Here is a 14,671-nt window from a genome sequence, read left to right as displayed (position 1 = left end):
CTATGGCGGTGAAGAGAATGAAAGCAAGAGGCGCTAGTCCGGCCCGGTCGAATGAACGCAGCGCTGGGCTCGCCAATGCCGTTGTCACGGCATGCGGTCTGGCCAAGGTGCTCGACGTTGGTTCAGGCGCAGGGCGATTGACCGAGGCCTTGCTGCGCCAGGGCGTCGATGCGAGCGGACTCGAACTCGATGGCGCGCTCGTCGACGATGCCAATGCAAGAATGCCCGGCCGCTTCGTCCAAGGAGATGTCCGGGCGATGCCCTTCGGCGATGGCCAGTTCGATGTCGTCGTGTCCGATGGCTGCCTTGAATGCATGGATGAGGACGGCGTGCGCACGGCATTGGCGGAAATCCGCCGCGTATGCAGTCGCGACGCCATCTTGCGGTTTGCCTCGGCATCCATCGATGAGAATGGCGTCGCGCGGACCCGCGCCTGGTGGGAGCGGCTCTGTTTTGCCGCCGGTTTTCGCAAGCATCCGCGCTACTACCGGCTCAATCCCTACGACTCGCTCAACCATGAGAACGGCGACATCCTCGTGGCGCTCGAACGCATCCCCGATGCCGCGCTGGCCGCCTATCCGCTGTCTGCGCTGGAAGAGGAGCGCGGCCTGCACATGGACATGTTGCGCGATACCGGTGAGCGCTCCGACGCGCATGTGATCCGCTATCAGTGGGCCTGCGATTTCATCCGCCCCAATGACCGCGTGCTCGACGCAGCCTGCGGCCTCGGCTATGGCGGTCACGTCGTCCGCGCGCTGACCCGTGCCTCCAGCGTCACCGGGATCGATGGCAGCGAGTATGCCGTCGACTATGCCAACCTCTGCTATGCAGGCGATCGGTCGCGCGGTGCCTACGTATGTGGCTACCTGCCTCAGGCGCTGCACGCCTACCCGGATGCCAGCTTCGATACGGTGATTTCTTTCGAGACGCTGGAGCACGTTGCGGATCCGCAAGGTCTGCTCAAGGAGTTCGAGCGCGTGCTGACACCGGGCGGGCGGGTGATCGTCAGCGTGCCCAACGACTGGAGCGACGAAAGTGGCGAGGACCCCAATCCTTACCACCTGCACGTGTACGACCTCGACCGTCTGCGCACGGAGATCTCCAACGATTTCGATGTGGAAGCTGCGTACGTGCAGTCGGCTAGCCAGGCCAAGGTCGTCGGTCAACGCTTCGTCTGGGAAAGGAAGCAACGCGAGCTGTATTCCGTCGACCCGCAGACTCGAGAGCCCTGGAGCGCGGAATGGTGGCTAATGGTGGGGATGAAGTCGCCCTTTGCCGCCGCCACGTACGAAGAACGTGTATTCGACCACGTCGCAGCGTCCGGCCATCCTTCAGTGCAATACGCCGAGGAATACGCCAACCCGTGGCTGGGCCTATCCATGATCACGATTGGCCAACGTGCCTCTTCTGCAGCGCTACGCGGGCGATATGCTGCCAATGTGCTGAAGCAGGCGGCTGCCGGGTCCGCTGACGAAGGTGCCGCGCTGTGCGTGCAGGCTTATGCGCTGCTGGAATCGGCGCTGCCGTCATCGACGACCGTCGACGCGCTGTTGGGGCGGATCGACAACTACATTCAGGCCCCGGGCGAAGGGCGGATGGTTCTGCGCTGGCGCGTGTCGCTCGCCTACGTCAAGGCAGCGGTGCTGCGCGCTCAGGGGAAGCTCGACGCGGCCATCGATGCATTCGTTGCCTGCGCCCGGATCGACGCAGGAGCCTTCGGCGTACACTTGCTGACCAAGACGACCGCCTCGTGGTTCGAGGCGGGGCGGCTGGCCCTGGCGCTAGGCAGAGTGGAGCAGGCGCGTGATCTTTGGCTGCAGGGGCTGGAGGTGGGGCGCCGCCTGCTATCGGTGAGCCTGGACGACGTGCTGTTGCTGCCGGAGCATCCGAATCTCTTCAACCACGGGGACGGTATCCGCGAATACGCGCTAGCTTGGGACAATCTGGCGCGCTGCGCCAATGGCATCCATTTGCTGGCCGCGGGAGGCGAGATCGACGTTCGTGCGCTGGATGCGAGTTTCGCCAACGAATACGAAATCGTTACCCGTGATCAGGCAGAAGGTCGCGCACAGCTACGCTACCGCGATGTTGAACTCGGCGCGCTGCGATCAGAGTTGCATGATCGCACCTTGCGGCTGGAAAGCGCCGCTGCCGATCTGGTTAGTCGTACTGATGAATTGGTTAGCGTGCGAGAAATCCTCGTTGATCGTACGCGGCGGCTGGAAGACGTCAGTGCGCAGCTTTCGGAGCGAACCAGGCGTCTGGAGGAATCCGAGGCACGGACGCGGGCGTTGCAGGCCGAGCTCGACGAACTGCGGTCCTTGCTTGCCGAACGCACCGATGCATTGGATCTGGCTAGCCGGGAATTGATCGATCGGACCGGACGGCTGGAAGCAGCTTGCGCTGAACTGGCTAATCGGGAGCCAAAACTGGTGTAAGTCGTTGAGCTTGGCAAGCCGCGTGTGTGACGATGTTGCCATGGTCGCCTCAGGGCGACCAGCGCGGCGTATGGGGATTGCTTATATTTCGCCGTCCGCAGCTGTGGATGCGTTTTGAATTGGTATAGAGGGAATGGCATGAAGCAGGAAGACAAGATCGTAGTGACCGGTGCGCGGGGCCTGTTCGGCTCTGCGATGGTCGAACACCTCCGCGCACTGGGTTACCGGAACGTCGTGCCCGTGGGTCGCGAGGAATGCGACCTGGTCGACCTTCCCGCAACGCGCCGCTATTTCGAGAAGATCGCGCCGCAGTATGTATTCCATGGCGCGGGTCGTGTCTACGGCATCATGGGAAATATGAAGAACAAGGCGCTGTCGTTCTACGACAACATCCTGATCAACACCAGCGTGGTGGACGCGGCGCAGAAGGCCGGCGTGCGCAAGATCGCCGTGATGGGAACCGGCGCGGTGTACCCGTATCCTCCGCCGGCGCAGCCCTTCACCGAAGACATGATCTTCATGGGCGAACCGCACAAGTCCGAAGATTCCTACTCGCATGCCAAGCGCGCCATGCTAGGCATGCTGCGTGCCTACGGCGAAAGCTACGGGCTGGACTGGGCCTATATCGTGTCCTGCAATCTGTTCGGGCCGCGCGACCGCTTTGACGCCGAGCATGGGCACGTGATCCCGTCGCTCATCAAGCGTTTCCAAGAAGCCAAGCGCGCTGGTGGCCGCGTCGCTGTGTGGGGGGACGGTACCGCGCAGCGCGACTTCCTGTTCGTGGAAGACGCCGCCAAGGCCGCGCTGCTGGCGATGGATAACGTCCAAGGCCCGGTCAACATCGGCAGCGGCAACGTCTACACCATCCGCGAGATGGTCGAGGCGCTGACGGAGGTGTCTGGCATGCAGGGTCGCGTGGACTGGGACCTGAGCAAGCCTAACGGTCGCGAATATCTCGGTTATGACCTCAGCAAGATCAACGCGACTGGTTTCCGCAGCGACAACACGCTGAAGGAGGGTCTGCAGAAGACGTGGGACTGGTACATCGCCCATGAAGGTGTGCTGTGATGTCGTCAGCGGTGCCACGGGTCCTGGTGATCTCCCAGTGGCCTAAGATCAAGAACGCCGAGTACGAACTCATCGAGAAAATGAGGAAGACCGGCTATCCCATCACCGTGGTTGACTTCCTGGGGTTCGACGTCGCCACCGGAAAGTGCATCAACGATGTACATCTGCCTGACAAGTACGACTTCGCCATTTCGTTCCACTACGACACGCCGAAGTTCCTGAATCTGCGCACGTTCCTATGGGTGGCCAATCCGCTGGAATTCATGCATTTCCAGTCCAACTACCGGATCAACCTGATCCAGCATCTGCGCGCTTACGATGGTTATCTGTTCAACGGCTCGGCATTGCTGAAGGAACATATCCGCCAGGTGCTGGGCAGCGAGTGGCAGGACAAGGGCCTGTCGTTGATCGGCTCTGCCTCGCGCAGCGCGCTGGTGCCGCCGCATCCGCTGGGCGGCGCGGCAGTGGCCGCAGAAGCTTCCAAGGTCTTCTACTGCGGTGTGAACTGGGAGCGCGGCAGCGGCAAGTCCGGCCGTGCCCAGGGTCTGCTAGATGTGCTGCAGGAGCGCGGCATCGCTGACTTCTATGGGCCGCGCAAGCTGGAAGGCATCGATCCGTGGGCCGGCTTCACCTCTTACCGCGGTGAGATCCCATTCGACGGCGTCAGCATGTTCGAAACCATGCGACAGTACGGCGCGGTGCTGGCGGTCTCTTCGCCCGCGCACCTGAAGTCGCGCACGGCCTCCGGCCGTGTGTTCGAAGGCCTAGTGTCAGGTACGCCGGTCATCTCCGATCGCAACCCGCATGTCATCGAGCAGTTCGGGGATCTGGTGTATTACTTCTCCGGGGAGACCGAGCAGGAGCGCGCCAACGCCATCCAAGCGGCGCTGAACCAGATCCTGGCTGATCCCGAGGAGGCGAATCGGCGCGTTCGCGCAGCGCAGAAGCTGATCGCCGAAGAGTACTCGTTCGAAACCAAGCTCGACGCGACTCTGGCGGCGATCAAAGAGGAACATCATTCTGCATTGGCTGCTGCCGATGCTGGTGTCGTCGTGGACGTGGTCTTGATCGACCACGATCCGTGGAGCAAGCAGGACGATGCCAGTGATGAGCAGGTGTTCCCGAACCTGACCCATATCCTGCGCGCTGCGGCGGAACTCCAGAGCCAGTCGCGCCATCGCGTCCGCATCATCGTCCGCAGCCCGCGTTGGCGCGAGAACGCGCCGACCGATAAGCCGACCAACGTCGAATTCAGCTTCTCGCCTCCACAGAGTGACGAGGGCGAGTGGAACAAGCAGCGTTTGGGTGCCAAGCTGTTCGACGCTTCCGGCCTGGTTGAGGGTGACTATGCTGTATTCTTCAACCAGCTTGACTTCCCGCAATACGACTACTTCGAGAAGGCGCTCGACTGGTCGCTGAACGCCGCACGCGAGAATCGGCCAACCGTGTTCGTGGCTGGCTTCTTCGTCAATGCATTCAAGGCAGAAGCTCCAGCGAGCGCTAATGGCATCCTGCGCAACAGCAGTTCGGTTGGCCTGTACCGCTGGACCCAGGACAGCATCGCCGAGCATCAGCTCGGCACGCTGTTTTTCAGTCGCCAAGCGCTTGTGGCGCTGGATCTGTCGACACTGGTCCGGTTTGACATCCTGCTGGCACTCACCCTTGTGCTGCGTGCAAACGACGCGGATGTCGAGTTGCATCGTTCGCGTCACCTCACATTGCGCGAGAGCGAGGGCTACTTCCACCGCTACCGCGCGGTACACGCGCAGGTTGAGGCGAAAGGGTTCTGGGCGCTGCAGTACGACATGCCCACCAACTTCTCGCATGAGATCAACGCGCTGTACGACGCCTTCCACGAATCCGTAGCGGCTGTGGCCGTCGCCGACAAGCTTAGCGGACATGGCCAGCCGCCAATGCCCGTCGTGCCGGGTCTGGATCGATTCAACCACTTCGCGCAGCGTGTGCGCCCATTTTATGTAGTCGCTCGCAAGATCTGGCACGTGAGTGGCCTGTCATGGCTTAATGCTAGGTTGCGCCACCGGAAGTGACCTCATTACTACACGGACTACGGGTATGGACATGAATTCGTTCGTCAGGGTTGGAAACTCCGGCTTGAAGCTGTCGAGCCTCACCTTCGGCAGTGCATTGACAATTGGCACCGAAAAGACCGATGTCGGGTTCGCCCGGGAAATGGTCGATGCGGCTTGGGATCTGGGGATGCGCTCTTTCGACACGTCCAACAACTATGGAATGGGCAAGGCCGAATCCCTGCTGGGGCAGGCATTGGAAAGATACCCCAGGGAAGAATTTGTCTTGGCGACCAAAGGCTCCTGGCCGATCGGCCCTCATGTCTACCACAAGGGGCTGAGCCGAAAGCACATCCGCTGGGCCTTCGAGCAATCGATCGCCCGGCTCGGCGTCGAGTATGTGGATATTTACTACGCTCATCGCTACGATCCTGAAGTTCCAATGGAGGAGGTGGTCAGGACGTATGACCGCCTGATCGATTCCGGGCGGATCTTGTACTGGGCCACTTCCGAATGGCCCATTGAGGCGCTGCTGGAATGCCATGAAGTGTGTGATCGCCTCGGCATGGAGAAGCCGATCCTGGAACAGTTCATTTTCTCGTATGCGATCAACAGAATTGATGCCAACGGCGTCAGGGCTTTCTGTGAGACAAATGGGGTGGGAATGCTTGGTTTTTCGCCACTGGCGCAAGGCCTGTTGACCGGTAAGTACCGCGATGGCGTCCCCTCCGGATCCCGTATCTCGAAAAGCGAGCAGATTGGCTACGACAAGACGGAGAAGATCTACGAGCAGAACAAGGCCCGGATCGATCACTTCGTCAGTGCGTGCCAAGAGTTCGATGTGAAAGGAAGTCATGCGGCGCTGCAGTGGGTGCTCAGGGGAGGCGTCCTTCCCGTGCTGGGGGCAAGCAGTCCCGCTCAACTGGAGGAAAACGTGCGCGCCTTGGAAACTGCCATTCCGGACGAGTTCTGGGTGCGCGTGGATTCTCCATCTGAGGAATGTAGATGAAGCTCGCAGCGTCCAATATCGGATGGGGATCAGAAGATGACCAAGCTGTTTTCGAGAAGCTGAGGGCCGAGGGCTTCTCCGGGCTGGAGATTGCGCCAACCCGGCTCGTTCCGGTGAATCCGTACGAGCCGTACAGCCGGCGCCTGGCGGCATCGATGGTCGCGGAATTCCGCAGCGCATGGGGCTTGGAGACATGCTCCATGCAGTCGGTCTGGTATGGGTTGAGCGAGCGGATCTTCGGGTCGGAAGATGAGCGCGATTTCCTGCTGCGATACACCCATTCGGCAATTGATTTTGCTGTGGAGGTCGGCGTGCCTCATATCGTTTTCGGATGTCCTAAAAACCGGGTCATCGAAAATGCGGGGCAGTATCCGATAGGGATTCGATTCTTCTCGGACTGTGCGGCCTACGCCGAGCGGAAGGGCGTGGTGATCGGGATGGAGGCTAATCCGACGCTTTACGGCACCAACTACCTCAACACCACACCCGAGGCGTTGGCACTGGTGCGGCTCATCGACTCCCCGTCCTTGAGGCTGAACCTGGACGTGGGCACGATCATCGCCAACCAGGAGCCCATCGCCTCGGTGGCTGCGGCCATTCCCTATGCCAGCCATGTGCAGATCAGCGAGCCGGCCCTGGTGAAGATCGTCAACCGCTCTGAACACGCCGAGCTGGCCCGACTGCTGAAGTCGGAAGGCTACGAAGGGTGGGTTTCGCTCGAAATGAAGAATCTTGGCCTGGCGGACCTGTTCGACTCGCTGGAAGTCGTGGCGCAAGCGTTCGGAAAGAACTGACTTCCAACCTCATATTCAATAGTTTTTTCTTGGGTGCCAGCACATGATTGCTCCAGTAAAAACCGTCTTCCGGCTCAAGGACGCCTTGCAGCGGATCGCCGTCTCGAACATCTATCTCTACGTGTTCTCGCGCTGGGTGGTCGGCCGCCTGCCGTTCATGCTGCCGCACGACGCGGACTTCCATGGCCTGAGCAAGCTGGCGAATGATCGCGACCTGATGCTGGACGTGGGCGCCAACGACGGGCTCTCCGCTCGGTCGATGCATCACCTTCGGCCGCAGAAGTCGATTTTCTCGATCGAGCCCAATCCCGCGCACGAGGCGTCGCTTGCCGCGCTTCGCGCGAAGGGCTGGCCCTTCGACTTCCGCATGGTCGGCGCTGGCCGCGGTGCGGCGTCCTTCACGCTCTTCACCCCGGTGTACCGGGGTTTCGCGCTCACGAACTATGCGTCGATGAACCCCGAGGCGGTGCGTGCCAACCTCGAGAAGCACATGAATATCGACGGCCTTTCCCGGCATGTCCAGCTGGTCGAGAACGTGGTGCAGGTGATTCCGCTCGACGAGCTGAACCTCCAGGTAGACGTCGTGAAGATCGACGTGGAAGGACTCGAGGACTCCGTGGTGGCCGGGCTGGCCAACACCATCGACAGGTGCCGACCGGCTTTCATGGTCGAGCACAATCCCCTCAGCTATCCGAATCTTGCCGAGTTCTTCGCCGGCCGGAACTACCGGGTTTGCCGTTACCTGAAGCAATCCGATTCCTTCGTGGATTTCGACGGCGGTCCGATCCTCAACGTCTTCTTCATTCCCGTTGAGCGCCTGCCCGGGGTCGGGAGATGAGAATCGCCCGATTCAACGTCGACGGTCCGCGCATGCTCGATGCGCTGGCGGACTGGCTTGTGCGCGCCGCAGGCGCGGCGGCAGGCGCCATCGACAGAAACCGAGCGTTCTTCCTCGCGGCCGCGGTGACCTTGCTCTTCTACTATCCGGCGCTGAGGCATGGCTCGCTTGACGCCGGCGGCATCCTCTATGGCGGGGATGTGCTCGGCCTCTACTGGCCCTCCATGATGAAGACGCATTCCCTGCTCGCGGGAATGCACTTCAGTGCGCTGGATTTTTCGCAGTACAACGGCAGCTCCGACTATTTCCTTGCGCCGAACTTCTTCGTGCTGCACCCGCTCTTCGTCCTCTATTGCCTGCTGTCCTCACCGGAAGGCACGGCAATGCAGGACTACGGCCGGATCCTGGTCTGGCTTGTTGCCCTTCATTCGTTCATTGCCTGCTATTTCTCGTTGAGGCTGCTGACGCGCTTCTTCGGCTTCGCGATTGCGGCCTTCGCGGCCACCGCCTTCACGTTCAGCGTGAACATGATCGGCGCGACCACGCAGCCGCAGTTCATCTTCTGCATATCGGTGTTGCCGTGGGCGGCCTACATGGCGTTGTCCTTCGCGGCCGGGCCGACGGTCGGACGGCTGTTCGCCGCGGCTCTGCCGGTGATCTTCGGCTTTCTCGGCGGCTATGTCCCCATCGGCGTCACGAGCATCGGGCTGTCGGTCGTCGTGGTCGCCGCAACGCTTCTGGTGCTGGCCGACGATGACGTCACGCTGCGGATGCGCGTTCGGCGCGTCGTGCTGGCGATGTTGCCCTACGGGGTGGCATCGGTAATCGTGATGCCTTACCTGCTCGCCATCTACCGGCACCTGAAGGCGACGATCAGCGCCGATACCCCGTCGCTGTTCTATAGCGCTCACCAGCTTGCCCAGGCGCCCCAGGGCCTGCTCCGGCTGCTTTCCACGCGGCTGGAGGTGCCGGGGCCGTTCTACGAGTTCTCGTCGCAGGCGGGCCTGATCGCGGTCGTCATCTTCTGCCTGTTTGTCTTCGGACGCGATCCGATCAAGGCGGTCACACCAAGGGAGTGGCGGGCGATCGTGGGCTGCCTGGCGATCTGGATGCTCGTCACGCTGTCGACTTTCGGCGAGTTCAGTGTCGTCAGCGACCTCGTCTACTACTTCGTGCCCCAGGTCGGGGGCATGCATATCTATCAGCGGTTCCTGCTGCCGGTGCACCTCCTGTTCGCGGTAGTCATCGCCATCATGCTGCGGGCCGTGGTCGAGACCCGGCCGGTGCTCGCCACCAAGCTCGCGCTGCTGGTCGTGGGGCTGCTCGTGCTGGTCGGGGCCTTCCTGGTGGCACGAAGCCCTGGCGTGTCGGGCAGTCTCGGCTTGAACAACTACGTGCTGTTTGAACTGGTCCTTGCGTTCGCCTTCATCGTGGCATTGCTGGTGCCGGTGAGGGGCATTGCGTACAGCGCGGCCATCGCCCTGTCCCTTCTGCCCGCACTCGACGTGATGTACGACTTCTCGCACGGGCGGAATACCTACGAGGCCCGGTCCAGGACGGACGTGATGTCGCTTGATGCGGGCGAGAAGCATCGCTTTGCCGAGTATCTCAAGCAGCGGTTCTCCGACAAGGCCGTGCTCAAGTATGTCGACCTCACCCTGCTGTGGAGCAAGGTGGGGCGGGAGCCATTTCCCAAGTCGTTCCCTTACCTCGTCCTCAACGAGCTGAAGCTCTCCTCCTACCATGGCTTCGATTTCCGCATGGGTCCGCGTGCGGATTACCTGCAGAAGATGCCGATGGCGGTCAGGGATGAAACCTGGGTGCTGAATCCTGACTGGGACTTGGTCACGCGTTCGAGCGCGGACTTCTTCGTGGCCTATGAGTCCGACCTGTCCGCCGTGGGCGCCCTGGCGGAATTCGCCGCGGGCGTGGCGCCCGACGACATCTACCACCTGCCGAACGGCATCGTCGCGGTGCCTTTGCGGGCCACGGCATCGGCAAATCCACCGGCCGACTCCACCGTGGTGGACAATGGCTTCTTCAGGATCGGGCCAACGCGTCCTGAGCCGGTGAATATCGCCAGGGGCAAGGCGGCGACGCAGAGCGGGACCATCGATGGCCGCGAGGCGCGCCTCGCCGTCGATGGCAATACGAACGGGGATCTCGAGGCCGGATCGATTTCCCACACCAACCAGGATCTCAACGCGTGGCTTGATATCGACCTTGGCAGTGCGCAGGCGATCGACCGCATCGGCATCTGGAACGTGAAGAGGTACGAGTTCAGGCTGCACGACTACTGGGTCTTCGTCTCCAGGACGCCTTTCGGGCCCGCCGACACCGCGGACACCCTGAAGGCCCGGCCGGGGACCTGGGCGCGGCAGCTGCCCGGGCGCACGCAGCATGACGTCGTCCGGGTCGGCGGTGTGCAGGGTCGCTATGTACGTGTGCAGCTTGGCGGCGCGAGCGCGCCGGAGGAAGCCTATCTTCACCTGGCCGAGGTCGAGGTATTCGGTGGCCCGGCACCGGCACCGGCTGCGGGAGCGGTCACCGACGTCTCGCCGAAGCTGCTGGATTTCGAAACCAACTTCGCCAATTACACCCGGGTGGCATGGCAGTCGGACGCGCCGACGACCGTGCAGTACCTGTTCTCCGATAATCCCAACCTGCGCTACACGCTCAATGGCAAGCGGATCAAGCCGAGGCCGCGCGAGGGACTGATCACCATCGACGCGGCGGCGGGCCGCAACGTGCTGGAGCTGCGCTACAGGAACTGGCCATTGCTGGCTTTCTGGGTCATGTTCGCCCTGTACGGCGTGCTTGCCGCGCTGGCGTGGCTGGTCCCTGCCGTCAGGTCGCTGCGAAGGGTCGATAGAAATTGAATTACTCCATGTTGAACAGGACCGTACAGCGATACCGGCAGGTGTTGACCTTTGGATTGGTCGGCGTCGTCTCCAGCCTTACCTATCTGCTGGTGATCGCCCTGTGTGCTTCCTGGCTTGGCTGGCGCAATACCCCTTCGGTGATCGTGGGCTATGCGGTTGGGACCATCGTTTCCTACGTCGGCTCAGGGGTCTTTGCGTTCCGCAGGAAAATGAGTGGCGCGAGCCTGGTGAAATTCCTGATCGTGGTCGGGCTGTCGTTTGGCATGAATGTGCTGGTCTCCGAGGTGCTGTCCCCGATGGGCGTGGATGCGGTCATGGTCGGGGTGGTCAATGTCGTCCTGGTCGGGGTGTTCAATTTCCTCTGCCATAAGTTCTGGACCTTCCGGGAATAAGATGAACAGGGCTATCGTCATTGGCGGCGGCTTCTTCGGCGCGTGCATCGCCGAGCACCTGGCGCGGAAGGGTGCCAAGGTGCACCTATTCGAGAAGGAAGATACCCTGATGACCCGGGCCTCGTTCAACAACCAGGCGCGCGTCCATAACGGATACCACTATCCGCGCAGTGTGTTGACCGCACTGCGTTCGCGCCTGTCGTTCCCGCGGTTCGTGAGCGAATTTCGCGACTGCGTGGATGCCTCCTTCGAAATGCAGTACCTGATCGGCAAGCCGCTGGGAAAGGTCACCGGTCGGCAGTTCCAGAAGTTCTGCGACCGCGTGGGCGCGCGCTGCGTGCCCGCGTCGCATGCCATGCAGAAGCTCGTCAACCCGGGCCTGATCGAGGCCTGCTTCTCCGTCACCGAATACGCGTTCGACGCGGTCGCGTTGAGGGAAAAGATGATGGGCAGGCTGGCGGACGCCGGCGTGCAACTGCATTTCGGCACTTCGGCGCGACGCATCCGGCGCGAGGGCCCGGGCCTGGTCGTGGAGGTTGGCAGGGAGGGGGGCGATGACTGGATCGAGATGCCTGCCAGCGTCGTCTTCAACTGCGCCTACTCCCGGATCAACTACCTCAACGCCAACTCCGGCCTTGAGCTCATACCGCTCAAGCACGAAGTGACCGAGATGTGCCTTGTCGAGGTTCCCCATGAGCTTCGGGACGTGGGTATCACGGTGATGTGCGGCCCGTTCTTCTCGGTCATGCCCTTCCCGTCGGCCGGGCTGCACTCCTTCAGCCATGTCCGCTATACGCCGCGACTGGAGTGGTCCGACGAGCAGGGCGGCCAGTACGCCGACAGCCAGCGCGTGCTGGATGAGCACGGCCGCGCGTCGGCTTGGCGCCACATGCGCAAGGATGCCGCCAGATACATTCCGCTGCTGGACGGGTGCGTCTACATGCGTTCCCTGTGGGAGACCAAGACGGTCCTGCCGCGCAGCGAGTCGGACGACTCCAGGCCGATCCTGTTGAAAGCCAACCATTCGCTGGAGGGCTTTCACTGCGTCATGGGCGGGAAGATCGACAATGTTTATGACGCGATTGACGCGATCGAAACCAAGGGACTGGCGGAGTTCGGGGGGAGGGGCTGAGTGAAAAGCGATTCTTTTGTTTCGGTGGTGTACGTCGTGGAGGCGGGATCCCCGCTGCGCTACGAGGAAATCTCCGCCATGCAGGGCGAGCTGAATGCCCGCTACTCGGATTACGAGATCGTGGTGATCGGGCAGGGCGCGATCATGCATTCCAGCGCCAGCAGGGACATCTCCGAGATGCTCAAGCACCTGCCCAGCGTGCGCTACATCCAGCTGGTGGGCACGGTCAGCCTGGACGTGGCCTGGGCGGCAGGCCTGGAGAATGCCATCGGCGACTTCGTCGTGCTGTTCAACCACGAGATGGATCCCATCTCGGTGGTCCCGGACGTCGTGGAGCTCTGCAGGTCCGGGTATGACGTCGTCGTCGGCACGGCCGAGCGGCGCAAAACGCCCGCCTATGCGGCCTTCAGGTATTTCGCCGACCGCCTCCTGCGCGCGATCGACTACCAGTTGCCGAAGAACGCGACCAGCCTGCGATGCCTGAGCCGGCGCGCCGTTAACGCGGTCACGAGCACTGGCCGGTTCCACCACCAGTTCTACCTGCGGATCCAGAAGACCGGCTATCCCTCGGTTGCGTACAGGTACCAGAGCACGTCGCCACTGGCGGGGGAGAAATCCCTGGTGCAGGGCATCTACCGGCTCGTGCGGCTGATGGTGTTCAATTCGCTCAGTCCGCTGCGCTGGATGTCCGTGCTCGGCTTCCTGGGTGCGCTCGCCGCGTTCGTGCTGGCCACGTACAGCGTGCTGATCCACCTGGTAAGCAACAACATCGTCCCGGGCTGGACGACGGTCGTGCTCTCGATGTCCGTGCTCTTCATGTTCCAGTTCATCATGATGGCGTTCTTCGGCGAATACCTGGGCAGGCTCCTCAACGACAGGAGCGACCGGGGCGATTACTCCATCGCGTTCGAGAAGAACAGCGTGGTCATGGTCGATCAGGATCGGGTCAACGTGCTGTAGGGTTCCGCGTTCGCGCGGACGGGAATGGCTAGACGGGAATTACGAGATGAAGAAGCTGATTTCGATCATTGGTCCGATGTACAACGAGGAGGCGCTGGTTTCGACCTTCTGCGAGGAAACGCTGAAGGCGCTGGCGCCGATCGCGGATCGCTACGACATCGAGCTGCTTCTGGTGGAAGACGGGTCCCGGGACGGGACCCATGAGCAGATGAAGGCGGTTCGCGCCCGGTTCCCGGATACGATCAGCGTGCTGCGTCTGACGAGGAACTTCGGCCTGGAGGCCGCGATCCAGGAAGGCCTTCGCGCGGCGGCCGGCGATGCCGTCGTGGTGATGGACGCCGACCTGCAGGATCCGCCGGCGGTCATTCTGGAGATGATCCGGGCCTGGGAGAACGGTGCCGACATCGTCGTGGGTTCACGCTCCGGGCGCCCGAGCGACAGCTTCTTCAAGCGTGCGACGGCGAACGCCTTCTACACCGTCATGGACTCGCTTTCCGGCAAGCTCAAGCTGGAGGAAAGTGCCGCGAACTTCCGCCTGCTGGACCGGAAGGCGGTGACGAAGCTGCTGGAACTGCCCGAGGTCAACGGCGTTTTCCGGGTGCTGGTCCCCTATCTGGGGATGAACACCAGCGTGGTCGCCTACGAGCGGGACCGGCGCTTTGCCGGGGAAACCAAATACAAACTGATGTCGATGATCCGCTATGCGCTCGACAGCCTGACGGGGATCTCGATCGAGCCGCTGAGGAAGATCGGCCTGGCAGGCGCTGTTTCCGCGCTTTGTACCGTGGCGTGTATCGGCGCGGTATTCTTCGCGCCCCCGGGCTGGACGGCCCCTCTGGTGGTATGCGCCGTGCTGTCGTTGCAGTTTGCGTTGCTGTTTTTCGTCCTCGCCATCATGGGCGAGTATCTTGGCCAGGTGCATATCGAGTCCAAGCGGCGTCCGATCGCCCTGCCGTATGAGTTCCAGTCCAGTGGCTCGGCGGCGCGACGGAAATCGGCCGGGCAGTCGTGACCACGCGCTCCACGAAGGGCCCGCGCCGGCGCTTCGCGCCCGCACGGGCGGGCGCGTCCCCTCGGGGGGGGGCGGCCCTTCTGGGCGGGCATCCCGCGCCTGGCGCGGTATCGTGCCGG

General features: G+C 62.2%; 11 protein-coding genes. All 11 read left to right on the top strand.

Annotation, left to right across the window (positions count from 1 at the left end):
- Nucleotides 1-2: 2 nt before the first annotated feature.
- The gene (locus JR065_RS08500) at nucleotides 3-2,438 is read left to right on the top strand and encodes a methyltransferase domain-containing protein (protein WP_206233625.1); all 2,436 of its coding nucleotides are present in this window, start codon (nucleotides 3-5) and stop codon (nucleotides 2,436-2,438) included.
- Between the two features lie 138 nt (nucleotides 2,439-2,576).
- Nucleotides 2,577-3,506, top strand: coding sequence for an NAD-dependent epimerase/dehydratase family protein (locus tag JR065_RS08495; RefSeq protein WP_206233624.1), 930 nt, complete (start codon nucleotides 2,577-2,579; stop codon nucleotides 3,504-3,506).
- Nucleotides 3,506-5,554 carry a glycosyltransferase gene (locus JR065_RS08490; RefSeq protein ID WP_206233623.1) on the top strand — a complete coding sequence of 683 codons (2,049 nt, stop codon included), beginning with the start codon at nucleotides 3,506-3,508 and terminating at the stop codon, nucleotides 5,552-5,554. The genes JR065_RS08495 and JR065_RS08490 overlap by 1 nt, the downstream gene beginning before the upstream one ends.
- A gap of 31 nt (nucleotides 5,555-5,585) precedes the next feature.
- Nucleotides 5,586-6,542, top strand: a complete 957-nt coding sequence (locus JR065_RS08485) for an aldo/keto reductase (RefSeq protein ID WP_206233622.1) — start codon at nucleotides 5,586-5,588, stop codon at nucleotides 6,540-6,542.
- Nucleotides 6,539-7,336 carry a sugar phosphate isomerase/epimerase family protein gene (locus JR065_RS08480; protein ID WP_206233621.1) on the top strand — a complete coding sequence of 266 codons (798 nt, stop codon included), beginning with the start codon at nucleotides 6,539-6,541 and terminating at the stop codon, nucleotides 7,334-7,336. Before JR065_RS08485 ends, JR065_RS08480 begins: the two co-directional genes overlap by 4 nt.
- A 43-nt stretch (nucleotides 7,337-7,379) precedes the next feature.
- Nucleotides 7,380-8,174, top strand: coding sequence for an FkbM family methyltransferase (locus JR065_RS08475; RefSeq protein WP_206233620.1), 795 nt, complete (start codon nucleotides 7,380-7,382; stop codon nucleotides 8,172-8,174).
- Between the two features lie 32 nt (nucleotides 8,175-8,206).
- A complete protein-coding gene (locus tag JR065_RS08470) occupies nucleotides 8,207-11,053 on the top strand; it encodes a discoidin domain-containing protein (RefSeq protein ID WP_206233618.1) in 2,847 nt (948 codons plus the stop codon).
- A gap of 8 nt (nucleotides 11,054-11,061) precedes the next feature.
- Entirely contained in the window at nucleotides 11,062-11,448 is a 387-nt protein-coding gene (locus JR065_RS08465) for a GtrA family protein (protein ID WP_206233617.1), read from the top strand.
- A 1-nt stretch (nucleotide 11,449) separates the two neighbouring features.
- Entirely contained in the window at nucleotides 11,450-12,580 is a 1,131-nt protein-coding gene (locus tag JR065_RS08460) for an FAD-dependent oxidoreductase (RefSeq protein ID WP_206233616.1), read from the top strand.
- Entirely contained in the window at nucleotides 12,581-13,540 is a 960-nt protein-coding gene (locus tag JR065_RS08455) for a hypothetical protein (RefSeq protein ID WP_206233615.1), read from the top strand.
- 46 nt (nucleotides 13,541-13,586) lie between these two features.
- Entirely contained in the window at nucleotides 13,587-14,552 is a 966-nt protein-coding gene (locus JR065_RS08450) for a glycosyltransferase family 2 protein (protein WP_206233614.1), read from the top strand.
- The last annotated feature ends 119 nt before the right edge of the window (nucleotides 14,553-14,671 follow it).

Source organism: Xanthomonas sp. (assembly GCF_017163755.1).
Taxonomy (GTDB): Bacteria; Pseudomonadota; Gammaproteobacteria; order Xanthomonadales; family Xanthomonadaceae; genus Xanthomonas_A.
The sequence above is the reverse complement of the archived record's forward strand: the minus strand, read 5'-3'. Positions and strand labels throughout refer to the sequence as shown.